Annotated in this window: 25 protein-coding genes; 3 read left to right on the top strand and 22 right to left on the bottom strand. The window is 74.3% G+C overall.

Annotated elements, in window-relative coordinates; genetic code table 11:
- Positions 1-4: 4 nt before the first annotated feature.
- From folK to ACYVO2_RS01480, 11 genes are all read right to left on the bottom strand, one after another.
- Positions 5-589, bottom strand: a complete 585-nt coding sequence (gene folK / locus ACYVO2_RS01530; RefSeq protein WP_461005656.1) for a 2-amino-4-hydroxy-6-hydroxymethyldihydropteridine diphosphokinase — start codon at positions 587-589, stop codon at positions 5-7.
- Complete coding sequence (gene folB / locus ACYVO2_RS01525) at positions 586-945, bottom strand: dihydroneopterin aldolase (protein ID WP_461005655.1); 360 nt, start codon at positions 943-945, stop codon at positions 586-588. Before folB ends, folK begins: the two co-directional genes overlap by 4 nt.
- Before the next feature lie 378 nt (positions 946-1,323).
- Positions 1,324-1,770, bottom strand: a complete 447-nt coding sequence (locus ACYVO2_RS01520) for a nuclear transport factor 2 family protein (RefSeq protein WP_461005654.1) — start codon at positions 1,768-1,770, stop codon at positions 1,324-1,326.
- Positions 1,767-2,621, bottom strand: a complete 855-nt coding sequence (gene folP / locus ACYVO2_RS01515; RefSeq protein WP_461005653.1) for a dihydropteroate synthase — start codon at positions 2,619-2,621, stop codon at positions 1,767-1,769. The genes ACYVO2_RS01520 and folP overlap by 4 nt, the downstream gene beginning before the upstream one ends.
- A gap of 155 nt (positions 2,622-2,776) precedes the next feature.
- A complete protein-coding gene (gene folE, locus ACYVO2_RS01510) occupies positions 2,777-3,385 on the bottom strand; it encodes a GTP cyclohydrolase I FolE (protein WP_461005652.1) in 609 nt (202 codons plus the stop codon).
- 161 nt (positions 3,386-3,546) lie between these two features.
- Entirely contained in the window at positions 3,547-5,571 is a 2,025-nt protein-coding gene (gene ftsH, locus ACYVO2_RS01505) for an ATP-dependent zinc metalloprotease FtsH (protein WP_461005651.1), read from the bottom strand.
- Positions 5,572-5,854: 283 nt separating this feature from the next.
- Entirely contained in the window at positions 5,855-6,394 is a 540-nt protein-coding gene (gene hpt / locus ACYVO2_RS01500) for a hypoxanthine phosphoribosyltransferase (RefSeq protein WP_461005766.1), read from the bottom strand.
- A 27-nt stretch (positions 6,395-6,421) separates the two neighbouring features.
- The gene (tilS, locus tag ACYVO2_RS01495) at positions 6,422-7,504 is read right to left on the bottom strand and encodes a tRNA lysidine(34) synthetase TilS (RefSeq protein ID WP_461005650.1); all 1,083 of its coding nucleotides are present in this window, start codon (positions 7,502-7,504) and stop codon (positions 6,422-6,424) included.
- Positions 7,505-7,781: 277 nt separating this feature from the next.
- On the bottom strand, positions 7,782-8,948 hold the full coding sequence (locus ACYVO2_RS01490; RefSeq protein ID WP_461005649.1) for a zinc-dependent metalloprotease: 1,167 nt from the start codon (positions 8,946-8,948) through the stop codon (positions 7,782-7,784).
- Positions 8,949-9,001: 53 nt separating this feature from the next.
- Positions 9,002-10,468: a D-alanyl-D-alanine carboxypeptidase/D-alanyl-D-alanine endopeptidase gene (gene dacB, locus ACYVO2_RS01485; protein WP_461005648.1), complete on the bottom strand. Its 1,467-nt coding sequence runs from the start codon at positions 10,466-10,468 to the stop codon at positions 9,002-9,004.
- Between the two features lie 177 nt (positions 10,469-10,645).
- The gene (locus ACYVO2_RS01480) at positions 10,646-11,569 is read right to left on the bottom strand and encodes a helix-turn-helix domain-containing protein (protein WP_461005647.1); all 924 of its coding nucleotides are present in this window, start codon (positions 11,567-11,569) and stop codon (positions 10,646-10,648) included.
- 325 nt (positions 11,570-11,894) lie between these two features.
- Between ACYVO2_RS01480 and ACYVO2_RS01475 the strand changes: the two genes are divergently transcribed.
- Positions 11,895-12,668 (top strand): MerR family transcriptional regulator, encoded by a 774-nt coding sequence (locus ACYVO2_RS01475; protein WP_461005646.1) that lies wholly within the window; start codon positions 11,895-11,897, stop codon positions 12,666-12,668.
- Positions 12,669-12,891: 223 nt separating this feature from the next.
- Positions 12,892-13,641: a DedA family protein gene (locus ACYVO2_RS01470; RefSeq protein ID WP_461005645.1), complete on the top strand. Its 750-nt coding sequence runs from the start codon at positions 12,892-12,894 to the stop codon at positions 13,639-13,641.
- A 39-nt stretch (positions 13,642-13,680) separates the two neighbouring features.
- Here the strand turns inward: ACYVO2_RS01470 and ACYVO2_RS01465 are convergent, their stop codons facing one another.
- Positions 13,681-14,757: an abortive phage infection protein gene (locus tag ACYVO2_RS01465; RefSeq protein WP_461005644.1), complete on the bottom strand. Its 1,077-nt coding sequence runs from the start codon at positions 14,755-14,757 to the stop codon at positions 13,681-13,683.
- Positions 14,758-15,115: 358 nt separating this feature from the next.
- Here ACYVO2_RS01465 and ACYVO2_RS01460 point away from each other — a divergent pair, with 358 nt between their 5' ends.
- Entirely contained in the window at positions 15,116-16,639 is a 1,524-nt protein-coding gene (locus ACYVO2_RS01460; RefSeq protein WP_461005643.1) for a threonine/serine exporter family protein, read from the top strand.
- A 253-nt stretch (positions 16,640-16,892) separates the two neighbouring features.
- Here the strand turns inward: ACYVO2_RS01460 and ACYVO2_RS01455 are convergent, their stop codons facing one another.
- The 10 genes from ACYVO2_RS01455 to ACYVO2_RS01410 all read right to left on the bottom strand — a co-directional run bounded on the left by ACYVO2_RS01455 (position 16,893) and on the right by ACYVO2_RS01410 (position 26,503).
- Positions 16,893-17,387 carry an inorganic diphosphatase gene (locus ACYVO2_RS01455; protein ID WP_461005642.1) on the bottom strand — a complete coding sequence of 165 codons (495 nt, stop codon included), beginning with the start codon at positions 17,385-17,387 and terminating at the stop codon, positions 16,893-16,895.
- A gap of 225 nt (positions 17,388-17,612) precedes the next feature.
- On the bottom strand, positions 17,613-18,422 hold the full coding sequence (locus tag ACYVO2_RS01450) for a hypothetical protein (RefSeq protein ID WP_461005641.1): 810 nt from the start codon (positions 18,420-18,422) through the stop codon (positions 17,613-17,615).
- Positions 18,423-18,588: 166 nt separating this feature from the next.
- Positions 18,589-19,101: a MarR family winged helix-turn-helix transcriptional regulator gene (locus ACYVO2_RS01445; RefSeq protein ID WP_461005640.1), complete on the bottom strand. Its 513-nt coding sequence runs from the start codon at positions 19,099-19,101 to the stop codon at positions 18,589-18,591.
- 128 nt (positions 19,102-19,229) lie between these two features.
- On the bottom strand, positions 19,230-20,369 hold the full coding sequence (locus ACYVO2_RS01440; protein ID WP_461005639.1) for a glycoside hydrolase family 6 protein: 1,140 nt from the start codon (positions 20,367-20,369) through the stop codon (positions 19,230-19,232).
- Between the two features lie 815 nt (positions 20,370-21,184).
- Complete coding sequence (locus ACYVO2_RS01435) at positions 21,185-22,324, bottom strand: cytochrome P450 family protein (RefSeq protein WP_461005638.1); 1,140 nt, start codon at positions 22,322-22,324, stop codon at positions 21,185-21,187.
- Entirely contained in the window at positions 22,288-23,772 is a 1,485-nt protein-coding gene (locus tag ACYVO2_RS01430) for a cytochrome P450 (protein WP_461005637.1), read from the bottom strand. The genes ACYVO2_RS01435 and ACYVO2_RS01430 overlap by 37 nt, the downstream gene beginning before the upstream one ends.
- Positions 23,769-24,374: a GTP-binding protein gene (locus tag ACYVO2_RS01425; protein ID WP_461005636.1), complete on the bottom strand. Its 606-nt coding sequence runs from the start codon at positions 24,372-24,374 to the stop codon at positions 23,769-23,771. Before ACYVO2_RS01425 ends, ACYVO2_RS01430 begins: the two co-directional genes overlap by 4 nt.
- On the bottom strand, positions 24,352-24,711 hold the full coding sequence (locus ACYVO2_RS01420; RefSeq protein WP_461005635.1) for a DUF742 domain-containing protein: 360 nt from the start codon (positions 24,709-24,711) through the stop codon (positions 24,352-24,354). The genes ACYVO2_RS01425 and ACYVO2_RS01420 overlap by 23 nt, the downstream gene beginning before the upstream one ends.
- Entirely contained in the window at positions 24,708-25,121 is a 414-nt protein-coding gene (locus ACYVO2_RS01415) for a roadblock/LC7 domain-containing protein (RefSeq protein WP_461005634.1), read from the bottom strand. The genes ACYVO2_RS01420 and ACYVO2_RS01415 overlap by 4 nt, the downstream gene beginning before the upstream one ends.
- Positions 25,121-26,503 carry an ATP-binding protein gene (locus ACYVO2_RS01410; protein ID WP_461005633.1) on the bottom strand — a complete coding sequence of 461 codons (1,383 nt, stop codon included), beginning with the start codon at positions 26,501-26,503 and terminating at the stop codon, positions 25,121-25,123. The genes ACYVO2_RS01415 and ACYVO2_RS01410 overlap by 1 nt, the downstream gene beginning before the upstream one ends.
- Positions 26,504-26,548: the final 45 nt, after the last annotated feature.

Below are 26,548 nucleotides of genomic sequence, written 5' to 3'. Positions count from 1 at the left end.
GACCCTACTCGGGCAGGTGCAGCGCGATGTCGTCGCGGGGTACCACGGTGTCGCGCCCCACGTCCTTGAGCAGCTCGGCGACGGACCCCCGGCCGGGCAGCTCCGCCTCCGGGTCCACGTCCGACCACGGCGCGAGGACGAACGCCCGCTCGTGGGCGCGGGGGTGGGGCAGGGTGAGCGCGGGGTCGTCGCAGACCACGTCCTGGTAGGTGACGATGTCCACGTCGATGGTGCGCGGTCCCCAGCGCTCCCTGCGCTCGCGCTGGAACGCCTCCTCGATGGCGGCGGCCCGCTCCAGCAGGGAGGACGGGGGCAGGGTGGTGCGCACCAGGACGACGGCGTTGAAGTAGTTCGGCTGGTCCGCCACGCCCCAGGGCTCGGTCTCGTACACCGGCGAGACGGCCTTGACCCGCACGCCCGGGGTGTCCTCCAGGGCGTCCACGGCGCCCTGGAGGGCCGCGAGGCGGTTGCCCAGGTTGCTGCCGAGGGACAGCACGGCGCTCCTGGGGTTGCTGAGGGTGGTGTCGGCGGCGTCCACCTGCTCCTCGACGAAGGCGGGCACGGGCTGGGTGGTCGGGTCGGAACTCATGCTCGCCTCCGCGTGATGGTGATCGTCACGTCGTCGAACGGGACGGTGATGGGGGCCTGCGGCTTGTGCACGGTCACCTCCGCCTCCAGGACGGTGTCGTGCTTCAGGCACGTCTGCGCGATGCGCTCGGCCAGGGTCTCGATGAGCCGCACCGGCTCGCCCCGGACGACCGCCACGACCTCCTCGGCGACGATCCCGTAGTGGACCGTCCGCTCCAGGTCGTCCTCCGCCGCGGCGGGCCGGGTGTCGAGTCCGAGCACCACGTCCACCACGAAGTCCTGCCCTTCGGCGCGTTCCTCGGGGAACACCCCGTGGTGCCCGCGCGCCTTGAGGCCGCGCAGCGCGACACGGTCCACCGAAACCTCCTGCTGACCTGTTCCTCCGGACGGACGCGAACGACCGGCGGACATCACCCGCCCATCGCCCCACGTTCGACCGTACCTGTACGCAAGGGGGAGCACTGGCCAGAGATCAGCCAGCGAAATATGAACGTACCGGACAATACCGCCGTAACGCCTGAGTGGCGGCACACCGCGTCGCGCCGCCTCCTTACCCACCCCGTGGGCCTTCCACGCCCTGATCCCCGGCACATGGCGGGAAGGTGCCGACCCCGCGGCGGGCCGCTCCGCCGCGCCCGGCCCGGGGGCGAGAACGCGCCAACCGGCCTTCCAGGCGCGCTCACCCGGCGCTGCGGGGTCGCTCGGCGCCGGCGCGGCGCCCGCCCGAGCGGGGCACTACGCCGCCTCGGGCTCCTCGTCCTCGTCGTCTCCGCCGGTGAGCACCGGGGAGCCGTGGTGCGCCCACAGCCGCCAGCCGCCCGGTGTGCGGCGGAACACATTGGTGGCCACCACCAACTGGCCGAGCAGCGGGCCCGTGGAGCCGTCCTCCTCGGCGGGGCCGCCGCTGAGGATGTTCTCCGTGCAGGTCACCATCGCGGTGTCCCCGTGCACGGCGACCTCGACATCGGTGAGGAAGAACTGGATGTACTCGGTGTTCGCCATGATGAGGGCGAAGGAGCGCAGCACCTCGGCCCGGCCGCGCAGCACCGGCCAGCCCGGGTGGACGCAGGAGACGTCGCCCTCCAGCCACACCGCGGCCATCCGGTCCAGGTCGCCGCTCTCCATGGCGTCGTAGAAGCCGGTGTTGGCGGCCTCCACCTGCTCGATGTCCACGGCGCTCAAGCGGCACCCTCCAGCGCCCGCGCCACCCGCACCGCGTCCGCGGTCGGCCGCACCTCGTGCACCCGCACCGCCCAGGCGCCGTCCCTGGCCGCGATCGCGGACACGGCCGCCGTGGCCGCGTCCCGCTCCCGGGCGGGCGGCACGGCGCCGCCGCCGGCCAGCACCCGGCCGAGGAAACGCTTCCGCGACGCGGCGACCAGCACCGGGCGGCCCAGCTCCGCCCGCAGCCTGGGCAGGGCGGCCAGCAGCGCCAGGTCGTGCTCGGCGTTCTTGGCGAAGCCCAGGCCCGGGTCCACGATCACCCGCTCCGGGTCCACGCCCCCGTCCACCACCGCGTCCAGCCGCTCCCGCAGCTCCGCGAGGACCTCGCCGACCACGTCGGTGTACACGGCGCGGGTGTTCATGTCCACGCTCTGGCCGCGCCAGTGCATGACGACGAACGGGACGCGGGCCGCGGCCACCATCGGCACCATCGCGGGGTCGGCCCGGCCGCCGCTGACATCGTTGACGATCACGGCCCCGGCGGTGAGCGCCTGCTCGGCGACCCGCGCCCGCATCGTGTCCACGCTGACCCGCACCCCGGCGTCGGCCAGGGCGCGCACCACCGGGACGACCCGGCGCAGCTCCTCGTCCTCGTCCACGCGCAGGGCGCCCGGGCGGGTGGACTCGCCGCCCACGTCGACCAGGTCGGCGCCCGCCGCGCGCAGGTCGAGCCCGCGCGTGACGGCCTTCTCCGTGTCGAACCACTGCCCGCCGTCGGAGAAGGAGTCGGGCGTGACGTTGACCACGCCCATCACCGCACACCGGTCGTATCCGGCCAACCCGGCCACCCGGCCGCGCAACGTGTCCATGCGCTCCAGAGTATGCGCCCCACCGAACCCTCGGGGGCGGCGGCCCGTGGCGTGGAGGGGCTTCCTCCGAAGGCCAGGGGGCTCCGCCCCGGCCCCCTGTGGGCGGGAAGGGGGTCCGGGCCCCGCCCCGCTCCCGGGGCCCCGCCCCGGGCTCGTCAGCGGCTCAGTATCAGGCTCATCGCCTCGGACCGTGTCGCCGCGTCGCGGAGTTGGCCGCGGACGGCGGAGGTGGTGGTCTTCGCGCCGGGCTTCCTTATGCCGCGCAGCGACATGCACATGTGCTCGCACTCGATGACGACGATGACGCCCCGCGCCTCGAGGATCTGCATCAGGGAGTCGGCCACCTGGGTGGTCAGCCGCTCCTGGACCTGGGGGCGCCGCGCGTAGACGTCCACCAGGCGGGCCAGTTTCGACAGGCCGGTGATCTTGCCGCTCTCGGCGGGGATGTAGCCGACGTGCGCCACGCCGTGGAACGGCAGCAGGTGGTGCTCGCACACCGAGAACACCTCGATGTCCTTCACCAGCACCATCTCGTCGTGGCCGAGGTCGAAGGTGGTGGTGAGCACGTCCCGCGGCTCCTGCCACAGGCCCGCGAACATCTCCCGGTAGGCGCGGGCCACCCGGGCCGGGGTGTCCCTCAGCCCCTCGCGGTCCGGGTCCTCGCCCACCGCGACCAGCAGCTCCCGCACCGCGTTCTGCGCGCGCTTCTCGTCGAATTCGCCGATGGCCCCGAGGGAGCCGTCCAGGGTCACCGGGTCGGTCATGTGTGCCTCTTCCTCGTACGGAGACGTATCTCGGCGCCGCCTTCCGCCCCGTCCACCCGGCGGCCGCCGACAGGATGGGCGTAAAACGGACGCCGCACCCCCCAGGCTAGAACCCGGGGGGTGCGGCGTACATTCCAGGTCCGCGCGGAGCGCGGCGGGGCTCAGCCCTCCTCGGGCCGCTCCTCGGTGCCGCCCGGCAACTGCACCGTGTCCGCGGGACGGCCGCCGTTGGTGCCGGTCGACACGCCGTTGGCGAGCGCCAGCTCCTTCGGGGAGAGCACCGGCGGCCGGGTGGACGGCGTGCGGTGCGCGGAGCCCGTCCACGCCGGACGCGGCGGGCGCTTGACGATCGGCTTGAAGATCTCGGCGAGCTGCTCCTTGTTCAGGGTCTCCTTCTCCAGGAGCTCCATCACCAGGTTGTCCAGCACGTCGCGGTTCTCGACCAGGATCTCCCAGGCCTCGTTGTGCGCCGTGTCGATGAGCTTCTTGACCTCCTCGTCCACCAGCGCGGCGACCTCTTCCGAGTAGTCGCGCTGGTGAGCCATCTCACGGCCGAGGAACGGCTCGGAGTTGTCCTGCCCGAACTTGATCGCGCCCAGCCGCTCGGTCATGCCGTACTGGGTGACCATGGCCCGCGCGGTCGCGGTGGCCTTCTCGATGTCGTTGGCCGCACCCGTGGTGGGGTCGTGGAAGACGAGCTCCTCCGCGGCGCGCCCGCCCAGCATGTAGGCCAACTGGTCGAGCATCTCGTTGCGCGTGGTGGAGTACTTGTCCTCGTCCGGCAGGACCATGGTGTAGCCCAGCGCCCGGCCGCGGGAGAGGATCGTCACCTTGTGCACCGGGTCGCTGCTCGGCGACGCGGCGGCCACCAGGGCGTGCCCGCCCTCGTGGTACGCGGTGATCTTCTTCTCCTTCTCGCTCATGATCCGGGTCCGCTTCTGCGGTCCGGCCACGACGCGGTCGATCGCCTCGTCGAGGGTCTGGTTGTCGACCAGCTTCTTGTCCGAGCGCGCGGTGAGCAGCGCGGCCTCGTTGAGGACGTTGCTCAGGTCGGCGCCGGTGAAGCCCGGGGTGCGGCGGGCGACGGCCGCCAGGTCCACGTCGGGGGCGATGGGCTTGCCCTTCTGGTGGACCTTGAGGATGGCCAGGCGGCCCTGGAGGTCGGGGCGCTCCACCGCGATCTGCCGGTCGAAGCGGCCCGGGCGCAGCAGCGCCGGGTCCAGGATGTCGGGCCGGTTGGTGGCGGCGATGAGGATCACGCCGCCCTTGACGTCGAAGCCGTCCATCTCCACGAGCAACTGGTTCAGGGTCTGCTCGCGCTCGTCGTGGCCGCCGCCGAGGCCCGCGCCGCGGTGCCGGCCGACGGCGTCGATCTCGTCGACGAAGACGATCGCGGGGGCGTTCTGCTTGGCCTGCTCGAACAGGTCGCGCACCCGGGAGGCACCGACACCGACGAACATCTCCACGAAGTCCGAGCCGGAGATGGAGTAGAACGGCACGCCCGCCTCGCCGGCGACGGCGCGCGCCAGCAGGGTCTTGCCGGTGCCGGGCGGGCCGTACAGCAGCACACCCTTGGGGATCTTGGCGCCGACGGCCTGGAACTTGGCCGGCTCCTGGAGGAACTCCTTGATCTCGTGGAGTTCCTCGACGGCCTCGTCGGCCCCCGCCACGTCGGCGAACGTCGTCTTCGGGGTGTCCTTGGTGATGAGCTTCGCCTTGGACTTGCCGAAGTTCATCACCCGCGATCCGCCGCCCTGCATCTGGTTCATCAGGAACAGGAAGACGATCACGATGAGGACGAACGGGAGCAGGGACAGCAGGATGCCCACGAAGGGGTTCTGCTTCGACGGCTTGACCGTGTACGAGTCCGGGATCTTGCCCTCGTCGTACTTGTCCTGGAGCTCGTTGGCGAGCTGGGCGCCCTGGTCACCGATGTAGGAGGCCTTGAGCTTGCTGCTGCCCTTGATCTTCTCGCCGTCCTTGAGCTGGATCTTGACGGCGTGCTCGTCGCCGGTGCTCAGCTCGGCTGATTTGACCTTGTCGTCAGCGATCGCCTTGACGACCTCGCCCGTATCCACCGTCTTGTAGCCGCCCGAGCTCTGGACGACCTGCATCAACACGAACACAGCGAGGACGGCCAGCACGATCCACATGACCGGCCCACGGAAGTAGCGCTTCACGTCCATCCATGCGGGGCGACATTCCGCCCCGTCCCTCCTGCCAGATTGAGTGGGCTCCCGGCTGCTCGGACCGCGGCCGGACCCGGGAGCACCAGTGATTTGTCGGACGGTACCTCAGCCATTGTCACCTGAAGCGGGCGCGACCGTTAGCGAACGCGTCTTCCCCCTGCTCCAACGTGGGGAAACGGCACTGTGTTCCCAAATGACCGCCCGAAATGACCGACGGATGGGGCACCCGGCGGCCCCGGACCCGGGGGCCCGGCGCCGCCCGGCGGCGGTGGCGGGCGGCTCAGCCGCCGTACACCTGCGGGGCCAGGGTGCCCACGAACGGCAGGTTGCGGTACTTCTCGGCGTAGTCCAGGCCGTAGCCGACCACGAACTCGTTGGGGATGTCGAAGCCCACGTACTTCACGTCGATGTCAACCTTGGCCGCCTCGGGCTTGCGCAGCAGGGTACACACGGCCAGCGAGGCCGGGCCCCGCGAGCCCAGGTTGGTCAGCAGCCAGGACAGGGTCAGGCCGGAGTCGATGATGTCCTCGACCACCAGCACGTCGCGGCCGGCGATGTCGGTGTCCAGGTCCTTGAGGATGCGCACCACGCCGGAGGACTTGGTGCCCGAGCCGTACGAGGACACCGCCATCCAGTCCATGGTCACCGAGGTGGACAGGGCCCGGGCCAGGTCGGCCATCACCATCACGGCGCCCTTGAGGACGCCGACGATGAGCAGGTCGCGGCCGGCGTAGTCCCGGTCGATCTCCCGGGCGAGCTCGGCCACCTTGGCGTCGATCTCTTCCTTGGTGATGAGCACCGACTTCAGGTCGCTGCCCATGTCCTTTACGTCCACCCGCGCTACTTCCTACAAGGTCGGATCCGGTGTCGGCTGCCGGGCGCCGGCCGGCCTGCCGGCGCCGCCCGCGGCGTCGAGGCCGTCGGCGGTGCCGGCGCCGCGGCGCCGAAAGAACAGCCTGCCACACCGCCGGTCCGCCTCGATCCCTCCGGGCAGGTGCAGGGGCCCCTGCCCGCGCCAGCCGGTGATCAGCCGGTCCACCTCCTCGATGTGCTGGGCGAACAGGGAGCCCGCCGGGCTGCCCGCGGCGACGGCGGCCCGGCGCAGCACCCTGCGGCGCACGGCGGGCGGCAGCTCCCGCAGGCGGGCGGCGTCCAGGCCGCCGTCGGCGTCGCGCACCTCGGACTCGGCGCGGGAGGCCCAGCAGTCCAGCGCGTCCGCGTCGTCGCGGGAGAGCTGGGCGGTGCGGGCCAGGGCCTGCACGACGCCCTTGCCGAGGGACTTCTCCAGCACCGGCAGGGCCTCGTGGCGGACCCGGGAGCGGGTGTAGGCGGGGTCGCGGTTGTGCGGGTCGTCCCACACGGGCAGGCCCTGGGCCAGGCACGCCTGGCGGGTGGTGTCCCGGTCCAGGTGCAGGAAGGGGCGGCGGTAGCGGCCGTTGACCGCGGGCATGCCCGACAGGGAGCGGGTGCCCGAGCCGCGGGCGAGGCCGAGCAGGACGGTCTCGGCCTGGTCGTCGCGGGTGTGGCCGAGGAGCACGGCGGCGGCGGCGTGGCGCCGTACGGCCCCGTCCAGGGCCGCGTAGCGGGCGTCGCGGGCGGCGGCCTCGGGCCCGCCCTGGACGCCGACGGTGACGGGGATGGCCTCGACCGGGTCCAGGCCCATCCGGCGCAGCCGGTCGGCGACCTCGGCGGCGCGCTCGGCCGAGCCCTCCTGGAGGCCGTGGTCGATGGTGGCGGCCCCGGGCCGGATGCCGAGCTTGGGGGCCTCGAAAGCGAGGGCGGAGGCGAGCGCCATGGAGTCGGCGCCGCCGCTGCACGCCACCAGCACCAGCGGCGGGGAGCCGGCGTCCTCGGGGAGGTCGCGCAGCACCTCGCCCAGGACCCGGCGGACCGCCAGGCGTATCGCGGCCACCGCTGGATGGGGACCCATGTTGATCAACTCCTTAGGAGCCGCCGGGCCCGGCGCGCGCTGCGGCGCGCTCGGGCCGGCGGACGCGACTGCGGCGAGTCCGGTGGGCGGGCGGAGTCCGTAGCGGCGCGGGGGTCAGGGCCCGGCGCGGTCCGCCAGTGGGCTCCTCGGTCGATCGTGGCAGAAGTCGGGCGATACCCGAGCATCGCACGCGGACCCGGCGATCACGCTCCCTCGGATGGGTGACTGCGGGGTTGACCTGCGGCACGCGAGGTGGTCACGACGCGTGCGCGCGCGCCTACTTTGAGTGTACGCGCGCCACCCATTTGTCCGGGTTGGCGATCTCCTGGCGGGTGGGCAGGGTATTCGGCGACGTCCACACCCGGTTGAAGCCGTCCATCCCGACCTGCTTGACAACCGCCCGCACGAAGCGCTCGCCGTCCTTGTACTGGCGCAGCTTCGCGTCCAGGCCGAGCAGGCGGCGCAGCAACTGGTCCAGACGGCCCGCGCCCTGCTGGCGGCGGCGCTGGAACTTCTCGCGGATCTCGGCGACGGACGGCACCACCTCGGGGCCCACGCCGTCCATGACGTAGTCGGCGTGCCCCTCCAGCAGCGACATCACCGCGGTCAGCCGGGCGAGGATCTCGCGCTGCGCCGGGGTCTGCACGATCTCCAGGACGCTGCGCCCGCCCTCGGGCCGGTCCACGTCCTGGTCGCCCTCGCCGTCCCCGCCGGAGGCGCCGGTGAAGGACTGCGCGGCCTGGCGGACGCGCTCCAGCAGCGTGCCCGGGTCCATCTCCGTCTCGGCGAGGAAGGACTGGATCTCACCCTCGATGTGGTCCCGCAGCCAGGGCACGGCGCTGAACTGGGTGCGGTGGGTCTCCTCGTGCAGGCACACCCACAGCCGGAAGTCGTGCGGGTCCACGTCCAGCTCCCGCTCGACGTGGACGATGTTCGGGGCGACGAGCAGCAGCCGCCCCTGGCGGGGCGCGCCCGGCCCCGCGTTCTCCGGCCCCGCGGGCAGGTCGTGGCTGGCGCGCGCGAACGTCTCGTACTGGCCCAGGACCCGGGAGGCCAGGAACGACAGCAGCATGCCGACCTCGACGCCCGTGACCTTGCCGCCGACGGCGCTGAGCACGGCGCCTCCCGGCACGTTCGCCCTGCGGTCGGCCATCTTGTCGAACAGCGGCCGCAGCACCTCCCGGAACCCGGCCACGTTCGCCCTGATCCAGCCGGGGCGGTCCACGATCAGGACGGGGGTGCCGCCCAGCTCGGGCGCGCCCTCGGGGGGCGCCATCGAGGTGAACGCGCGGACGTGCCGCTCGGAGGCCTCGGCGTGCCGCCGCAGTTCGGACACCACCGCCCTCGCCTCGTCCCGGCTCACCTCGGGTCCCGGCCGCACCAGTCTGGTCGCGGTCGCAACCGCGAGGTTCCAATCGACCATCTCCGCTCCACCGCTCGTCATAGCCCTCACCGTACGTCCCCGGAGCGCGCCTCGGGGACCCTTACCCGGCACGATCAGCGGCAACCGCATCCCGCGACGGCCGCGGCGAGCCGGTCCAGGGCGGCCGTGGCACGGTCCGGGACGGTCGTTCCGCGGGCGGCGAACGCGAACGCCAGCAGCCTGCCGTCGGCGTCCACGGCGGTGCCCGCCAGGGTGTTCACACCGGTGAGAGTGCCCGTCTTGGCGCGGACGACACCCGCGGCGCCGCGCACGGCGGGCTCGCCCGCGGCGGAGTAGCGGCCGGTGAGGGTGCCGGTGAACCCGGCGACGGGCAGGCCCGTCAGGACGGGGCGCAGAGCGGGTCTGCCGGGCGAGGAGGCCAGGGCGAGCAGCGCGGTGAGGGTGCGGCCGGGGACAGCGTCGGCGCGGTCCAGGCCACTGCCGTCGGCGAACCGGGCGCCGTCCACGGGCACCCCCGCCTCGCGCAGCACGGCGGCGACGGCCCGGCCCGCGCCGTCGAAGCTCGCGGGCTCGCCCCTGGCGATCGCCACCTGGCGGGCCAGGGCCTCGGCGAGGTCGTTGTCGCTGGCGGTGAGCATGTGCTCGACCAGTCGGCCCAGCGGCTGGGAGCGCACCTCGGCGATCCGGCCCTCGAAGGAGGTGCCCGCCCGGCCCGGGGCGGGGTCGCCGTCCACCGCCACGCCCTCGCGCTCCAGCAGGGCGGCGAAGGAGGCGGCGGCGGCCGCGGCCGGGTCGGGGACGCGCGGGGCGTGGCCGCGGCTGGCGGGGTCGGCCCTGCCCTCGTCGGCCATGAGCGCGGTGACGCGGGCGATGTTCTCGTTCCCCGCGCCTATCGGGTGCTGGTCGGGGCCGGTGTAGCGGGAGGTGTCGTAGCGCAGGCGCACCTGCCGGGTCCCGCGGTCCTTCAGCGCCCCGGCGGTGGTGCGGGCCAACTGCCGCAGGCTCGCCGGGCCGTCCGGGCCCGCCACCGCGTCCGGGCGGGCGGTCAGGGTGGGGTCGCCGCCGCCGACCAGGACTATCTCGCCCGCGTCGCCGCCCCGGACGACGGTGGTGGGTATGCGGTGCTCGGGGCCGAGCTCCTCCAGGGCGGCCACCGCGGTGGCGATCTTGATGGTGGACGCGGGCACCGACGGTTCGTCCGCCCTGAACCCGTACAGCAACTGCCCGGTGGCCGCGTCCGCGACCGCGGCCGACTGCCAGGTGCCCAGGTCGGCCGAGTCCAGCAGGGGCCGCAGCGCCCGCTCCAGGCCGGTGCCCGAGGGCAGCGGAGCGGCGCCGCCCGAGGCGCCGAGCGCGGAGAGGACCTCCGGGGCGGGCCCCGGCCTGGCGGCGGGCCTGCGCGGGCCCGCGGCCGGGCGGGGAGCGTCCGCGGCGGGACGGTCCCTGGCGGCGGCGAACGCCCGCTCCGAGGCCCGGCGGCCGCCCTCCCACGGCCCGGCCGCGCCCACCGCGACCCCCGCCACGGCCAGGCCCGCCACCGCGGACCACGCCGTCACCCGCCACGTTCCGGTCACCACCACCGAGCAGCCCCTTTCCCGCGGGCGCGCGGTCCGGCCGTCCCCGCGGTGCCGGCGCGCCCCGATGTGTGAGGGCCACTCAATCAAGCCCCGCGGCCGGGTGCGACCGCGGGGCCGAGGGGGTACCGCCGGGCGGGTCAGCGGGCGCGGCGTCCGGGTGAAGCGCCGGTCCCGCGCGCCCTACGCCGTGCCGCGCTCCCCCGCCGGACGCCCCCCGCCCGCCCCGCCCGCCCCGCGGCCCCGCGCCGCGCCCGCCCCGCCGCCCCAGCGGGGCACCCCCGTGTGGGTGCCCGCCGCCCCGCCCTCCTCGGCCAGCGCGCGGATCAGCTCCGCCGACTGCGCCGCGTCCAGCGCCAGTGTCCGCAGGTGGTCGAACGCCTCCCGGTAGCGCACGATCTCCGGGGGCTTCTCCAGGAACAGCGCGCCCACCAGGTTCTCGGTGAACACCACGTCCAGCGAGGGGTCGGGGCCGCCGATGAGGATGAAGCTGGTCAGCGCGGTGCTGTGCGCCCCGGCGGCCAGCGGCAGCACCTGGATGGTGACGTGCGGCCGCTCGGACAGGTCCACCAGGTGGGCCAGTTGCCGCCGCATGACCTCGGGACCGCCGACGGGCCGGTGCAGCACCGATTCGTCCAGCACCGCCCACAGCGCCACCGGGTCGGGCCGCCGCAGCACCTCCTGCCGCCGCATCCTGGCCTCCACCCGCCGCTCGATCACGTCGCCCGGCGGCGGCACCGGCTCGGCCAGGCCCGCCGCCAGGGCGTACTCGCGGGTCTGGAGCAGGCCGGGGATGTGCGCGTTGGCGAAGTACTCCAGCCGGGACGCCTCGTTCTCCAGGGCCAGGTAGGTGGTGAGCGACGGGTGGAAGTCGTCGGCCGCCGACAGCCACCAGCCGCGCGCCTTGGAGGTGCGGGCCAGCTCCTTCAGCTCCAGGCGCTGCTCGTCGTCGGTGCCGTAGACGCGGCACAACTGGTCCACCACGATCCAGCGGACCGGGCCCTCGCTGCTCTCGTAGCGGCTGATCGTCGCCTTCGACACCCCGGCGCGCTCGCCCGCCTCCTCCATGGTCAGGCCGGTGGCCTCGCGCAGGGCCCGCAGCCTCATCCCGAGCCGCCGTCGCCGCATGGTCGGACCCACTGCCACGTGTCCGTCCCCCTCCCGAAGTGGTGTCGTCTCCCGCCCGCTCCGGCGTCCCACCGGGCGGCCGGGCGTTCCCCCGCATGTAAGTGCCCTTCGCGGGGCTCCACCGGGAAAGATCCCGTCGTTACCCCGGACGAGTGATGTGGAAGCGGAATCATCCGAAAACCGTCCGGGGCCCCGCTCCCCTGCGCCCCCGTGCGCGCCCTCGGCGGCGCCGCTTGCACCTCACGTGGCGTGAGGACCGACGCTGGTGTGTGTCAGGCAGCGACCGGAGGAACAGGAGCCGCCCATGTCCGCCGCGGGCCACTCCGTCGGCGAGGTCGCGCGGATCGCGAAGGTGACCGTGCGCACCCTGCACCACTACGACGAGATCGGGCTGCTCCGGCCGAGCACGCGCAGCACCAGCGGGCACCGCCGCTACAGCGACGGCGACCTCACCCGGCTCCAGCAGATCCGGTACTACCGCGAGCTCGGCTTCTCCCTGGACGAGGTCGCCGCCATCCTCGACGACCCCGGCGCGGACCCCATGGTCCACCTGCGGCGGCAGCACGGGCTGCTGCTGGAGCGCGCCGAGCGGCTCACCCGGATGGCGGCGGCCGTGGCACAAGCGATGGAGGCACACAGAATGGGCATCGACCTCACCCCCGAGGAGCGCTTCGAGGTCTTCGGCGAGGACGACCCGGAGCGGTACGCCGAGGAGGCCGAGCGGCGCTGGGGCGGCACCGAGGCGTACGCGGAGTCGCGGCGCAGGGCCGCGGGCAGGACCAAGGAGGACTGGATCGCGCTCAAGCGGGATTGGGAAGAGGCGGAGCGGCACCTGGCCGCGCTGCTCGGGCAGGGCGTGCCCGCGGACGACCCGCGGGCCATGGACGCGGCCGAGGAGCTGCGCCTCCAGATCGAGCGCCACCACTACCCGTGCCCGCACGGCACCCACCGGGCGATGGCCGCGCTGTACGTGGAGGACGAGCGGTTCACAGCCCACTACGAGCGGATCGCCCCCGGCCTGGCCCGGTACACCTACGAGGCGGTGTGCGCCAACGCGGACCGGCACGCGGAGGGGTGATCCCGGGGGGCTGAACCCGGGGGCCGGGCGGAGGGCGGACGCGGGGCCCGGGCACGGGGCCGGACGGCGGGGAGGGCGGGGCCGGGCGGCCGTACGGCGGGGAACCGGGAACCTCCGGCGGAACGTCCCCGTTGGTACCTTGGCCCCAGTGCACCTTCCGCACCCCCACGCCTCCGTGCGCGCGCCACACCCCCGCGCCCCTCCCTCGCAGGAGCTCCGACCCGTGACGAACCTCGCCCTCGGGCCCAGTTGGCTGGATCCCGATTACCTGATCTCCACCTTCGGGCTCATCGGGATCCTGGTCATCGTCTTCTCCGAGTCGGGGCTGCTGATCGGGTTCTTCCTGCCGGGCGACTCGCTGCTGTTCACCACGGGCCTGCTGGTGGCGGACGGGGAGCACCTGCACCAGCCGCTGTGGCTGGTGTGCCTGCTGGTGGTGCTGGCGGCGATCGCGGGCGACCAGGTCGGCTACCTGTTCGGGCGCAAGGTGGGGCCCTCGCTGTTCCGGCGCCCCGACTCCCGGCTGTTCAAGCAGGAGAACGTGGAGAAGGCGCACGACTTCTTCGAGCGGCACGGGCCCCGGTCGATCGTGCTGGCGCGGTTCGTGCCGATCGTGCGGACGTTCACGCCGATCGTGGCGGGCGTGAGCCGGATGAGCTACCGCAAGTTCGTCGTCTACAACGTCATCGGCGGCTGCCTGTGGGGCGCCGGAGTGGTGGTCCTCGGCTACTTCCTCGGGCAGATCGACTTCGTCGAGAAGAACATCGAGCTGATCCTCATCGCCATCGTGGGCATCTCGGTCATCCCGATCGTGTTCGAGTTCCTGCGGGCCAGGAAGCAGGGCAAGCAGGGCGCCGGGTCCGCCGCCGCGCCCGCCGCGCCCGGCGCGCCCGCCGTGGCCGAGGACGGCGGCGACCGGCCCGCGGCCGCCCAGCGCCAGCAGCGGGGCAGGCACCGGGCGGGCTCGCGGTAGGACGGCGGGACGGCTCAGCGGCGGGACGGCCGGGACGGCTCAGCGGCGGGCCCGCGCGAAGTGGCGGGCCACGGCGTGGAAGGACTGCTTGGGCTCCCAGTGCCAGGTGTCCGGGGAGTCCCTGATCACCCGCACCAGGTTGTAGCTCACCATGTCCAGGTCGTGGCGCGGGCTCGGGGACCAGGGGGTGTCCGGGTCGGCGAAGTTGTACACCAGCATCGCGTACAGCCGCGCCGCCTCGAACACCTCCAGTTGGCGCGCCAGGTACCGGGCCTGGGTCTCCTCGCTGCGGACCAGGCCCTCGGCGACCTCCGGCGGCGTCTTCGACCAGTCCACCTGGTACCAGCCCATGCCGCCCTGGTCCGGCGCGCCCTCGTAGGTGCAGGTGCCGAACTCGGTGACCGCCACCGGCCGTCCCCAGCGCCGGTACGCCGCGAGGTCGCGGAGGTGGTCGGCGGGGTCGCGGTGGTACGTGTAGTAGTTGACGCTGACGATGTCGAACAGGCTCCAGTCCACCTCCTCCTCGTGCGCCGCGCCGTAGGTCAGCGCGCCGCCGAACACCGACCTGCCGACGGCGGCGGCGCGGGCGGTGAAGCGGGCCTGCTCGCGGACCATGTGCTCGGGGTCGAAGTTCCCGTTCAGGACGTTCTCGATCCGCTCCAGGACGTCGTCGCCCGGGACGATGCCCGGCACGAACAGCACGAACTCGCAGCCGACGCTGAGGTGCACCCGCGCGCCCTGCCGCCGCATCCGCTCGGCGTGGCGCCCGGTCTCCGCCAGGTGCTCCAGGATCTCCTCCTCCGGGCGGTCCCCAAGGCGCGGCTGGAGCCACACGTGCAGCCCCCGCTCCGCGGCCTCATCGGCGGTGGCCGCGAGCCGGTCGACGCCGTCGCCGAACACCGACACCGAGGTGGCGTGCAGGTCCTCGGCGACGGCCCGGACGTCCTCGCGCATGCGGGCGGCGCTCCAGTGCTCGCCCACCTGGTAGCACACGCCCCGGTGCACGGGCCCGCGCCGGGGCCGGGCCTCGGCGCTCCCCGCGCCCAGCAGCACCCCCGCTCCCACGGCCCCGGCGCCCGCCAGGAACCCGGCGCGGCTGATCCCCCTGCGTGTCATCGTGCCTCCCCTGATCACTCGGGCTCCGAGTGTGCGCGGCCCAGGGCCGGGGAGGCGTCGGCGGAAGGGCTCGGGGTGGGCGACGGAGGTAGGCGACGGGCGGGGGAGGGGGCTACTTCGGTCGCGGGGGCGGGTTCGTAGGGGGCGGGGGCGGGGCGTCGGTGGGGCGGGTGGGCGGTGGGCGTGGGGCGGCGCGGGGGCGTTCGCGGCCGCCCGGGGGTGTGGGGCCGGGGCGCGCCGGGCACCCGTGCGGTCCGGTGGAGGAGGGGTGGGGCGACCCCGGGTCCGCCGTCGCCGGGGCGGGTCGGGCATCGTGGAGCGGGTAGGTGGCGTGATCGCGGGGAGGTGAGGGGACGAGGTGGCGGAGCAGCACGCGTACCCGCAGGACGGCGGGGACGAGGAGCGGTCGGCGTTCACCCCGCCACTCGGGGTGCCCCTGCCGCCGTCCCCGCAGCCCGGGCGGTCCGCGTTCACCCCGCCGGGCGGGGTGCCCCCGGCCCCCGCGGACGGGTTCTGGCAGGACCGGATGCGCACCCTGCTGCGCACCAAGCAGGCCGCCGAGCGGGCCACCCCCGAGCAGAGCACCCTGGGCGAGAACGCCCCCTCGGTGCCCCGGGTGCTGGACCTCACCCTGCGCCTGGGCGAGCTGCTGCTCGCGGGCGGCGAGGGCGCGGAGGACGTCGAGGCGGCGATGTACGCGGTGGCGCACGCCTACGGCCTGGACCGCTGCGAGCCGAACGTCACCTTCACCCTGCTGTCGATGTCCTACCAGGCGTCCCTGGTGGACGCGCCGGTCACCGCCAGCCGCGTGGTGCGGCGGCGCGGCACCGACTACACCCGGCTGGCCGCCGTGCACGGCCTGGTGAACGCCGTCGTCAACGAGAACCTGAGCCTGGAGGAGGCGTACCGGCGCCTGGCGGACATCCGCCGCAACCGGCACCCGTACCCGGGCTGGCTGCTGTCCCTGGCCGGAGGGGTGCTGGCGGGCGCGGCGAGCGTGCTGGTGGGCGGCGGGCCCACCGTGTTCTTCTCCGCGCTGGTCGCCGCCGCGCTCGGCGACCGCCTGGCCTGGCTGCTGGCCGGGCGCGGGCTGCCGGAGTTCTACCAGTTCGTGGCCGCCGCCATGCCCGCGGCGGCGGCCGGGGTGATCCTCCAGTTGTCCGGGGCGGACGTGCGGGAGTCCGCGGTGATCACCGGCGGGCTGTTCGCGCTGCTGCCGGGCAGGCCGCTGGTCGCGGCGGTGCAGGACGGGCTGACCGGCTTCTACATCACCGCCTCCGCCCGCCTGCTGGAGGTCGTCTACCTGGTGGTGGGCATCGTGTGCGGGGTGCTGCTGGTGCTCTACGTGGGCGTGAGCTTCGGCGCCGAGCTCAGGCCCGAGCAGGCGCTGGTGACGGTGGAGCGGCCCGCGGTGCAGTTGCTCGCGGCGATGGCGCTGACGCTGGCGTTCGCGGTGCTGCTCCAGACGGAGCGGCACGCCCTGCCGGTGGTCACCCTGAACGGGGCGGTGGCCTGGGCGGTGTACGGGGCGCTGCACGACCAGGCGGGGGTGTCGCCGGTGCTGGCGACGCTGGTGGCGGCCGGTCTGGTGGGCCTGTTCGGGCAACTGCTGGCCAGGTACAGGTACGCGTCGGTGCTGCCGTACGTCACGGCCGCGGTGGGGCCGCTGCTGCCGGGCAGCGCGATCTACCTGGGGCTGCTGTCGTTCGCGCAGGGGAACGCGGACCCGGGGTGGGGGCAGCTCAGCAAGGCGGCGGCGCTGGCGCTGGCCATCGCGGTGGGGGTGCACCTCGGCGGGGAGATGGCGCGGCTGTTCCTGCGGGTGCCCGGGGAGGGCGACCCGTCCCGGCGGCGGGCGGCGAAGCGGACGCGCGGGTTCTAGGCGGGCGGACTCCCAGCCGAGGAGAAACGTTTCCTTCCGTCTCGCCCGGCCGGTCTCCCCCGGCGGTCCCGGCCGCCGCGGGCGGCCCCGGCCCCGCGGGTTCCGCGGGTTCTGTGGGTTCCGCGCGGTGGCGGCGCATCCGGCCGCGGCTCACGGCCGCGGGGTGCGCCGCCCTTCTTCTCGCGCCGCCGTGCCGTCCCGGCCCGGCTCGGTCCGACTCGGCCCGGTCCGGCCCCGGGAGGCTCAGTGGGCCTCAGTGGGCCTGCCCGGACTCCTTCAGGCGCTTGATCGAGTTCTCGATCTCGGCCTCGGCCTCGGCGCGGCCCACCCAGGAGGCGCCCTCCACGGACTTGCCGGGCTCCAGGTCCTTGTAGACCTCGAAGAAGTGCTGGATCTCCAGCCGGTCGAACTCGGCGACGTGGTGGATGTCCCGCAGGTGCTCCATCCGCGGGTCGGCGGCGGGCACGCACAGCACCTTGTCGTCGCCGCCCGCCTCGTCCGTCATCCGGAACATGCCGATGGCGCGGCACCTGACCAGGACTCCGGGGAACGTCGGTTCCTCGAGGAGCACCAGCGCGTCGAGCGGGTCACCGTCCTCACCGAGGGTGTGCTCGATGAACCCGTAGTCCGCCGGGTAGCGGGTCGAGGTGAAGAGCATGCGGTCGAGGCGGATGCGGCCGGTCTCGTGGTCCACCTCGTACTTGTTGCGCGAGCCCTTCGGGATCTCGATCGTGACGTCGAACTCCACTGCTCCTCCAAGATCGATTACGCATGTGAGGTGATAAGTGTTACAGATCCGACGCCCGTGTCACTCCGCCGGGTGCCGCTCGCACCGGACGGCGGAAGCGGGTCCCGCGGGGCCCGCACCGGGGCGGCGCCGGGTCCGGGTACCCCCGGGGAACGCGGTTAGCGTGCCCTCTTCGTTGTACGCGGCATCACTCCGCGCGACACCTGCCGCCCACCGCGCCGCGGGCTAGCCGGGGGTGCCCGCGCCGGGCCGGGTCGAGGGCTCCCGAGGGGCGGCCACCAGCGCGTCGAGGCCGCTGAGCAGCGCCGGGAGGGCGGGGCCGCGGCCCACCGGGTGGATCTGCCCGGGCTCGTCGTCCAGCAGCACGAACGCGATGTCGTCCACCCGGGCCACCACGCTCCACCCGGGCCCGTCCGCCCGCAGCGTGGGCACGCCGTCCTCGGCGAGGGCCCCGCGGACGCGGCCGGGCGGCGGCGGGTCGGCGAGGTAGCCCTCCAGCGAGGACAGCACGCGGCGCACTCCGGTGTGGGGAGCGTCACTGCGTTCGACGAAGGTGATCTCCCGCTCGACCTGGCCTCGGTAGTCGCTCCAGCGGCGCGCGATCTCGTCGGCGCCCAGCCTGCGCTGCGCCGGGCCCCAGGCGGTGACGTCGGGCAGGCCGAGCGGGGGGACGTCCGCGTCCTGCGGGTCGTGCGGCTCGGGCAGCCCCGGGGTGGCGACGGCCAGCGGCAGCGGCCAGCCGGGCAGCTCGGCGGCCACGGCCCGCGGCGGCGGGGCGAGGTCGTACTCGAGACCGCAGTCCCAGGCGGCGATGGCGCAGGCCACCAGGGCGGTGTCGGTGACGGCGACGGTCCACCTGGCCCCGGCGGAGTCCTGGCCGAACAGCAGGCCGTAGCCCTCGAAGTCGGGGGCGAGGCCGAGGGCGGCGCACGCCTGCGGGTAGTCGTCCCCGAACACCCCGGGGTACTGGGCCGGGGTGAGCATCACCGCGGTCAGCACGTGAAAGGTGTCCTCTTCGGTGCCGCTGCCGCCCATGGCCGACCTCCCGGGGCTCGTCCGGTGACGGGCGTCCGCACGGCGCCCCGCTCGCCGCCGCGCGGCGCGCGGGCCCGGCGGCGTCGGGCGCCGGGCCCGCCGTGTCCGTGGCGCGAACCCTACTCATCGGTAGCCGAGGTTGGCCAGAGGGCGGCGGCCCAGCGGTTCAGCGGCGCCAGGGCAGGTCGGCACCGCCGCGGCGGTCGCCGGGGAGCAGGCCGTCGGCGATGGCCCGGGAGATCTCGCCGAGTTGGCGCACCTGCTCCGGGGTGAGCCGGTCGAACACGGCCCGCCGCACGGCCTCGACATGCCCGGGAGCCGCCTTCTCCAGCACGGCGTACCCGCGGTCGGTCAGGACGGCGAGCTGCCCGCGCCGGTCGGACGGGCAGTCCTCGCGGCGCACCCATCCGGCGTCCTCCAGGCGGGAGACGGCGTGGGAGAGGCGGCTGCGGGTGATCTTCGTCCGCTCGGCCAGCTCGGTCATGCGCATGCTGCGGCCGGGGGCCTCGCTGAGGTTGACCAGCAGTTCGTAGGTCAGGTGCGGGATCGCGGAGTCGCGCTGCAACTGGCGGTCCAGGTGGTCCTCGAGCAGGGCCCGGGCGCTGAGGTAGGCGCGCCAGACGTACTGCTCCTCGTCGGTGAGCCAACGGGGCTCCGCACCGGGGTCTGTCGTGGGCACCCCATGAGATTAGGACAGTCGTGCGGAAAAGCCGCCGCCGCGGGGGCCCGCCGCGGGTGCGCCCGCGGCGGGGCCGGTGGGTCAGTGGTCGGTGCGGTGGTGGTCGGTGCGGTGGTGGCCGGGCGGGCTCACCCGCGGGCGTTCCTGGCCAGCGCCAGGGCGTACTCGGGCCACCACTGGCCCGCCGGGGGGCCGCCCCGGCACTCGCCGTCGGAGTCGCCGGGCCGCTTGACCCACAGGTAGGCGTCCACCAGCGGATCGCCGGTCCTGGTGGTCGGCGGGGCGCCGAGCGCCCGGCCCGGCGGGTTGCACCAGCTCTCGCGGCGCCCGGCGCCCCGCAGCGGGCCGTTGCCGTTGCGGCTGGTGTCGATCACGAAGTGGGCGCCGTCCAGCGCCCGGGACAGGCGGCGGCCGTAGGCGCGGTTCGACTCGGTGGAGTGGAAGTTGGAGACGTTCAGCGCGAAGCCGTCCGCGTGGGCGACCCCGGCCCGGCGCAGCGCCGCCACCAGCACGGAGGTGTCCGCGATCCAACTGGAGTTGCCCGCGTCCAGGTAGACCCGGGTGCCGGGCAGGGCGGCCAGCGTCTTCGCGGCGTGGGTGAGCAGGGCGTACCGCTCCTCGTGCAGGGCGCTGGGGGTGCAGCCGTCCACCAGGTGCGGCACGGCGTCCGGCTCCAGGATCACGTAGGCGCGCCGGTTCCCGATGCCGTCGGCCACGGCGTCGATCCACTCGCGGTAGGCGGCGGCGTTCCTCGCCCCGCCGGTGGAGTACAGGCCGCAGTCGCGGTGCGGGATGTTGTAGGCCACCAGGACGGCGGTGCGGCCCTGGCCCGCGGCCGCGGTGGTCACCCGCTCGGCGTGCGCCCGGGCGCGGGCCGGGGTGTCGCCGAGCCACTCGGCGACGGGGCGCTCGGAGATCCGGCGCAGCAGCGCGGCCTCCGCGGCACGGCCCCGGCGCTCCCACACGTGGACCTGGCGGGCGGCGCGGCTGTCGGGGTTGACCCAGAACGGGGAGCCGGACGGGGCGGCGGGCGCCGTGGCGCGGGGGGCCGTGCTCCCGGAGTCGGCCGCGCCGGGACCGGCGGACGCCGCGGGGTTGGCGGACTCGGCGGGTTCGGCGGGCCTCGGGGTGGCGGCGCGGGGGGCGGCGGTGCGCGGGGTGGCGGCTGGACCCGCGGGGCCGGGCGGGGGTGGCGCCGGGACGGGCGCGGAGGAGCAGCCGAGCGCGACCGCCAGGGTGGCGGCGGCGGCGAGTGCGCGGACGCGCATGCTTCCTTCCTCCGGGCTGAGGCGGCGCTGAGACGGCGGAGACAGGGAAGGTGTCCCGGCAATCCTGACATACCGGGCAGCCCGGATCGGGGAGCCGGGACGCGCGCGCCGGGGCGGCGCGGGGACGTCCGGGCATGATGAGAGCCCCGGCGCGGCGGGGGGGATTGGGCCGGGGCTCTCCTTCCCCGTCCGGGGGGGAGGACGGGGGATGGGGGGGTCATCGCTTCGGCTGCCCTCACTCCGACGGGTGAAACGCCCTCGCTCGGAAAAACTCGCGCCGAAGTACTCGCTGCCGCAAGAAGCGGACGCAGGGCGTCCGCCGGGTAGCGGGGGCGGGGAGGTGAAGGGGCGGGGAGGCGAGGCGGCGGGGAGCGGGGGCGAGGCGCCGGGGAGCCGAAGCGGCAGAGAACGGGCCGGAGAGCCGAAGCGCGGAGCCGAAGGCGGGGAAGTCCAGCGGGGCGCCCGGACGGGAGCCCGAGACAGAGAACCGAGGCTGCGGGGAACCCAGGCAGGAGCCGGGGCGGGCAGCCCAAGCGGGGAAGCCGAAGGAGCAGCTCCGACCCGGAGACCGGCAACGGCAGGCAGCCGGGGCGGGGAGCCCGGCTTGGTGGGCGCTGCCCGCTCGCGGGAGTCGGCGTGCCCGTCCGCGCGGAGCCCGCCCTCCCCGCCCACTCCCGGAAGCGGCCCCCGGCCCGGGCGGCGCCACGGCGCCACCCGTCCGGCGGCGCGGCGGGACGGTGCCCCCGGTCCGGGGCGCGTCGGGGACGCGCCCCGGACCGCCCGGCGGGGACGTGCCCCCGCCGGGCGCGGTTGGGCTAACCGGCCGGGTGCAGGCGGACCGGCAGGGAGCGGTGGCCGTTGGAGATGAAGGAGTCGACCGGGAGGAGGTCCTCCTCGGGGGCGGCCAGGGCCAGGTCGGGGAAGCGCTCGAACAGCGCGGGCAGGGCGACGGCCGCCTCCATGCGGCCAAGCGGCGCGCCCAGGCAGTAGTGGACGCCGTGCCCGAAGGCCAGGTGTTCCTTGTTGATCCGGGTGATGTCGAACATGTGCGCGTCCGCGCCGTGCACGCCCGGGTCGCGGCCCGCCGCCGCGTAGCCCGCCAGGATCGCCTCGCCCTTCCTGATCGTCACGCCGCCCAGCTCGATGTCCTCCACCGCGTACCGCAGCGGCAGGCTGGCGACGGGCGCCTGGTTGCGCAGCGTCTCCTCGATGACGTCGCTCCAGTTGGCCCGCCCCGAGCGGACCAGCGCCAACTGGTCGGGGTGGGTCAGCATGGCGTGGATGGCGTTGTCGAGCAGGTTGACCGTGGTCTCGTGCCCGGCGCCGAGCAGCAGCACGAGGGTGTCGAGCAGCTCGGCCTCGGTCAGCCGGGAGCCGTCGCCCTCCTCCCGGGCGGCGATCAGGGCGGTGGTCAGGTCGTCGCCGGGGGTCTCCCGCTTGATCGCGACCAGCTCGCCGAAGATCTGGTACATCTCGGTGTAGATCGCGGTGACCTCCTCCGGGCTGGCGGAGGTGTGGAAGATGCCGTCCACCACCCGGCGCAGGCCCTCGCGCTGGTGGTCGGGCACGCCGGTGAGCTCGCAGATCACCTGGATGGGCAGCGGGTAGCAGTACGCCTCGCGCACGTCCACGACCTCGCCCGGCGGCACCTCGGCGAGCCGGTCGAGCAGCTCGGCGGTGATCTGCTCGATGCGGGGGCGCAGCGCGTTGGTGCGGCGCGCGGTGAACGCGGACGCGACCAGGGAGCGCAGCCGCTTGTGGTTCGCGCCGTACGCGGTGAACATGTTGGTCACCGAGACCCAGGTGTACAGCGGCCAGTCCGGCCGTATCTCACCGTTGATCCAGCGCGGCCAGTGCTGGTGGGCGTCCTTGGACACTCTGGGGTCGGTGAGCAGCTCCTTCAGCAGCGCGTGGTCGGTTACCGCCCACGCCACCACCTGGCCAGGGAGCTCCACCAGCGCCGCCGGTCCGCGCTCGCGGATCCGCTCGGCCTCTCCGTGGATGTCGGCGCCGGTGGGGTCGATCCTGATGGGCTCGACTGCGGGGCCGGGCTCTCCGGGGCCCGGGACGGACTCTGCGCTGAGGGTGCGTTCCATCTGCTGGTGTCTCCAAGGGTGTCGTCGGATCGACGTGCCTCGTCGTACCCGCGGTTCTCGTCGGGTTCGACCGGAACAGGGGGGAAACGCACCGGCAGTGCCGCCAGCGCGCGGTGGAACGGGCCGGGCCGCCAGGTGAGGCTCTCCACCGGCACCGCGAGCTCCACCTCGGGCAGCCGGTCGAGCAGCTTCTCGATGGCGACGGCGGCGATCAGCCGGGCGTGGCTCTGCGCCGGGCAGGCGTGCGGGCCCGCGCTCCAGGCCAGGTGGGCGCGGTTGCCCGAGCGGTGGTCGGAGGCCAGCGACGGGTCGTTGTTGGCCGCGGCGAAGCTGACCACCACCGGGTCGCCCTCGCGCAGCCGCACCCCGGCGAAGTCCACGTCCCGCAGCGGGAAGTGCACGCCGTAGTTGGCCATCGGCGGGTCGGTCCAGAGCACTTCGTCGAGCGCGTCCTCCACCGGCATGCTGCCGCCGGAGAGGCTGCCCGCGAACCGCTCGTCGGCCAGCAGCAGGCGCAGCCCGTTGGCGATGAGGTTCTGCTGCGGCTCGGTGCCCGCGCCCATCAGCAGCACCAGGGTGTGGATCATCTCCTCGTCGGACAGGCCGGCGGGGTGGGCCATCAGCCAGCTCGTGACGTCGGCGCCGGGCCGGCCGCGCTTGAGCCGGACCAGCTCGATCATGGTGGTGGTCAGCTCGGCGTTGGCCTTCTCCGCGTCCACGCCGTCGAAGATCCCGGCCATGCCGCGCACCAGGCGGTCGCCGAACTCCGGCGGCGAACCGAACAACTGGTTGAACACGAACAGCGGCAGCGCCCTGGCGTAGTCGTGCAGCAGGTCGGCCTTGCCGGTCTCGCAGAACTGGTCGATCAGCGCGTCGGAGCTGCGCTCGACGTAGCCGCGCAGGGCGATCGGGTCCACCCGGTCCAGGCTGTCGGTGATGGCGCCGCGCAGCCTGCGGTGCTCCTCGCCGTGCGTGAACAGCGCGTTGGGCCGCCACGCCATCATCGGCAGGGCCGGGTTGTCCGGCGCGATCCGCCCCTCCCTCAGGTCCCGCCAGGCCCGGGAGTCCTTGCTGAACGTCTCCGGGCTGCGCAGCACGTCGAGCGCCGCGTCGTAGCCGGTGACCAGGGTGGCCGGCACGCCGGGGTACAGCTCGACGGGCGCGAGGGGGCCCTGGGCGCGCAGCTTGGCGTACACGGCGGACGGGTCGGTGGCGAAGTCCTCCCCGTACAGGGGGACGGGGACGGCGCCCGCGTGGGCGGGGCAGCCCGGCGGAGGGGTGGCGCCGGAGTGGGGGGATGAGCTCACACGTGCTCCTGGACGATGGGGGAGGTGCGGGAGAGCAGGTACTGCACGAGGGCGATCAGCGCCTGCACCGAGGTGGTGTGGTCGCGGGCGTCGCAGGTCACCAGCGGTGTCTCGGGGAGCAGATCCAGCGCCTCGCGGATCTCCTCCTCCGGGTGGGCGGGCGCGCCGTCGAAGTGGTTGACCGCCACCGCGTACGGCAGGCCGTACTCCTCCAGCAGCCCCATCACCTCGAACGACTGCTCGAGGCGACGGGTGTCGGCGAGGACCAGCGCGCCGAGGGCGCCGCGGGTCATGTCCTGCCACAGCCGGGCGAAGCGCTGCTGGCCGGGGGCGCCGAACAGGTACAGCACGAGGCTGTCGCTGAGGGTGAGGCGGCCGAAGTCCATGGCGACGGTGGTGGTCGTCTTGTCCTTGATGCCGGCCAGGTCGTCGACGAGCGCGCCGGCCTGCGTCATCGTCTCCTCGGTCCGCAGCGGTTTGATCTCGGACAGGGTGCCGACGAACGTCGTCTTGCCCACCGCGAAGTGCCCGACGACGAGCAGCTTCACCGCGGTCCGGACCGACTCGCGCAGGTACCTGTCAGAGGCGAGCGCGGAGTCCATCGAGCACCTCCTGGAGGATTTGGGCGTCGGGGAGTTCAGCCTTGGGGATGGGCGCCCGGGTGACGATGTGGCCGCTGTCCACGAGGTCGCCGAGCAGGACCTTGGTGACGCTGACCGGGAGCTGGAGGTGCCCGGCGACCTCGGCGACCGACAGGGCGCCGGGCATGCACAGCTCCACCAGGCGGCGCTTCTCCGGCGACAGGCCGGCGAGCGGCCGGTCCCTGGCGCCGATCACCAGCGTGACCAGGTCGAAGGTGTTGCGGGTCGGGTGGGAGCGCCCGTCGGTCACGACGTACGGGCGCACCAGACCCTTCTCGCGCCTGGCGGGCGGGGTCATGCGATGCTGCCGCTGCCCTGCCGCGGCGGGCTGGTCAGTTCCCGGCCCAGTCGGTCCACCAGCTTGTGCATGCGGTAGGTGACCGCCTCCATGTCCACCTCCACGTCCGCGGACACCGCGAGGTAGGCGCCCTCGCCGGCGGCCACCAGGAAGACGTAGCCGGTGTCGAACTCCACCAGGGTCTGCCGCCACGGCGTGGTCTCGTGGCCGCAGAACTCGGCGGTGCTGCGGCTGATGGACTGGAGGCCGGACAGCGCGGCGGCCTGGCGGTCGGCCTCGTCGCGGGATATGTGCGCCGAGTGCGCCCGCAGCATGCCGTCGGCGGACAGCAGGATGGCGTGCCGGGCGTGGGGCACCTTCAGCACCTCGTCCAGCATCCAGCCCAGGTCGTTCGTCATGTGATCGATCACTACGGGTTCCCTTCGTGGTCGTCGGTGGTGGCGCGGCCGGACCGGGTGCCTCGGGCGAACGCCCCCATGCGCTGGGCGAACTCCTCGGCCGACCGGTCCCGGGTGAGGGCCGGCTCCGCCGGCGGGGTGATGACGGGTTCGTGGACCTGGGCCGCGGGCCTGCGGCGGCGGCGCTTGGGCAGCCCGCCGGGCGTGGAGCCGACGACCTGGTCCTCGGCGAACCGCTCGCCGCCCGGCAGGTCCGCCACGGCGCGGGCCACCGGGGTCCGCCCCACCGGGAGGGCGGCGCTCTCGGGCGTCATCTCCGGCAGGGACGGCGGCACCGGGGCCGGCTCGACGGGTGCCCTGGTGGTGGCGGCGGGCGCGGCGCCGTTCTCCTCGGCGGCCAGGTGGGTGAGCAGCGTGCTCGGCAGGAACACCACCGCCCGCACGCCGCCGTACGGGGAGCGGGTGTCCACCGAGACCCGGAAGCCGTACCGGGCGGCGAGCACGCCGATCACCGGGAAGCCGAACTGCGGCGGGTCGCCGAGCCGGGTGACGTCCAGGGAGGTCTGGCCGGTGAGGATGCGGGTGGCGCGCTCCATCTCGGGGACGTCCATGCCGACGCCGGCGTCGTCGATGACGATGCAGGCACCGTTGTGCGCGGGCTGGAGGTTGACCTCCACGGTGGTGTTCGGCTGGGAGTGCCGGGCCGCGTTGTCCAGCAGCTCGGCGACCGCGAGCACCACCGGCTCCACGGCCCGGCTGACCACGGCCAGGTCGACCTGGGTGCGGATCTGGACGCGGCGGTAGTCGCGGACCCGGGACTTGGCGCCGCGCACCACGTCGGTCAGCGACGAGGCGGCGCGCTGCCGTCCCGGCCAGGAGCCGCAGAGCACGGCGATGGCCTGGGCGCGGCGGCCGAACTGGGAGTTGGCGTGGTCGATCTCCAGCAGGTCGCGCAGCACGTCCGGGTTGTCGTGCCGCTCCTGCATCTCGGAGATGGACAACTGCTGCTCGTTCGCCAGCCCCTGGAGCGCGCGCATGGACGCCTTCAGCGCGGCCTTCGCCGACTGGTCGGCGCGGGACTGGGCCCGCTCCACCGCGCCGGCGAACAGGTCCATGACGGCCTGGAGGCTCTGCGCGAACCCGGTGCCGGACAGGCGCTGGTCCCGCAGCCCCGGCACCAGTACCGGCTGGTGCGGCGCGTCGGCGAGGGCCGGGAGCCGCACGGTGGCGAGGTGGCGCGCCTCCTCGTCGCGGGCGCGGATCCTGCCCTCGAGGGTGGCGTTCTCGTCGCGCAGTCGTGCGGTGATGACGCGCTGCCGGATCAGCAGCACCGCGATGACGAGCGCGAGCGCGGCCAGGCACCAGAACAACGCCGCCGGTATGTCTGTTCTCATCGGATCCTCGGGGAGCAGGGTGAGGTCGGGTCGAAACGCTGTCGG

The organism is Streptomyces capparidis (assembly GCF_054782095.1).
The sequence above is the reverse complement of the archived record's forward strand: the minus strand, read 5'-3'. Positions and strand labels throughout refer to the sequence as shown.

Excerpts from the sequence above, each read along its gene's own strand:
- folK (WP_461005656.1), bottom strand. The coding sequence starts at position 589 with ATGAGTTCCGACCCGACCACCCAGCCCGTGCCCGCCTTCGTCGAGGAG.
- folP (WP_461005653.1), bottom strand. The coding sequence starts at position 2,621 with ATGGACACGTTGCGCGGCCGGGTGGCCGGGTTGGCCGGATACGACCGG.
- folE (WP_461005652.1), bottom strand. The coding sequence starts at position 3,385 with ATGACCGACCCGGTGACCCTGGACGGCTCCCTCGGGGCCATCGGCGAA.
- ftsH (WP_461005651.1), bottom strand. The coding sequence starts at position 5,571 with ATGGACGTGAAGCGCTACTTCCGTGGGCCGGTCATGTGGATCGTGCTG.
- hpt (WP_461005766.1), bottom strand. The coding sequence starts at position 6,394 with ATGGGCAGCGACCTGAAGTCGGTGCTCATCACCAAGGAAGAGATCGAC.
- tilS (WP_461005650.1), bottom strand. The coding sequence starts at position 7,504 with ATGGGTCCCCATCCAGCGGTGGCCGCGATACGCCTGGCGGTCCGCCGG.
- ACYVO2_RS01490 (WP_461005649.1), bottom strand. The coding sequence starts at position 8,948 with ATGACGAGCGGTGGAGCGGAGATGGTCGATTGGAACCTCGCGGTTGCG.
- ACYVO2_RS01480 (WP_461005647.1), bottom strand. The coding sequence starts at position 11,569 with ATGAGGCTGCGGGCCCTGCGCGAGGCCACCGGCCTGACCATGGAGGAG.
- ACYVO2_RS01475 (WP_461005646.1), top strand. The coding sequence starts at position 11,895 with ATGTCCGCCGCGGGCCACTCCGTCGGCGAGGTCGCGCGGATCGCGAAG.
- ACYVO2_RS01465 (WP_461005644.1), bottom strand. The coding sequence starts at position 14,757 with ATGACACGCAGGGGGATCAGCCGCGCCGGGTTCCTGGCGGGCGCCGGG.
- ACYVO2_RS01450 (WP_461005641.1), bottom strand. The coding sequence starts at position 18,422 with ATGGGCGGCAGCGGCACCGAAGAGGACACCTTTCACGTGCTGACCGCG.
- ACYVO2_RS01440 (WP_461005639.1), bottom strand. The coding sequence starts at position 20,369 with ATGCGCGTCCGCGCACTCGCCGCCGCCGCCACCCTGGCGGTCGCGCTC.
- ACYVO2_RS01425 (WP_461005636.1), bottom strand. The coding sequence starts at position 24,374 with ATGGACTCCGCGCTCGCCTCTGACAGGTACCTGCGCGAGTCGGTCCGG.
- ACYVO2_RS01420 (WP_461005635.1), bottom strand. The coding sequence starts at position 24,711 with ATGACCCCGCCCGCCAGGCGCGAGAAGGGTCTGGTGCGCCCGTACGTC.
- ACYVO2_RS01410 (WP_461005633.1), bottom strand. The coding sequence starts at position 26,503 with ATGAGAACAGACATACCGGCGGCGTTGTTCTGGTGCCTGGCCGCGCTC.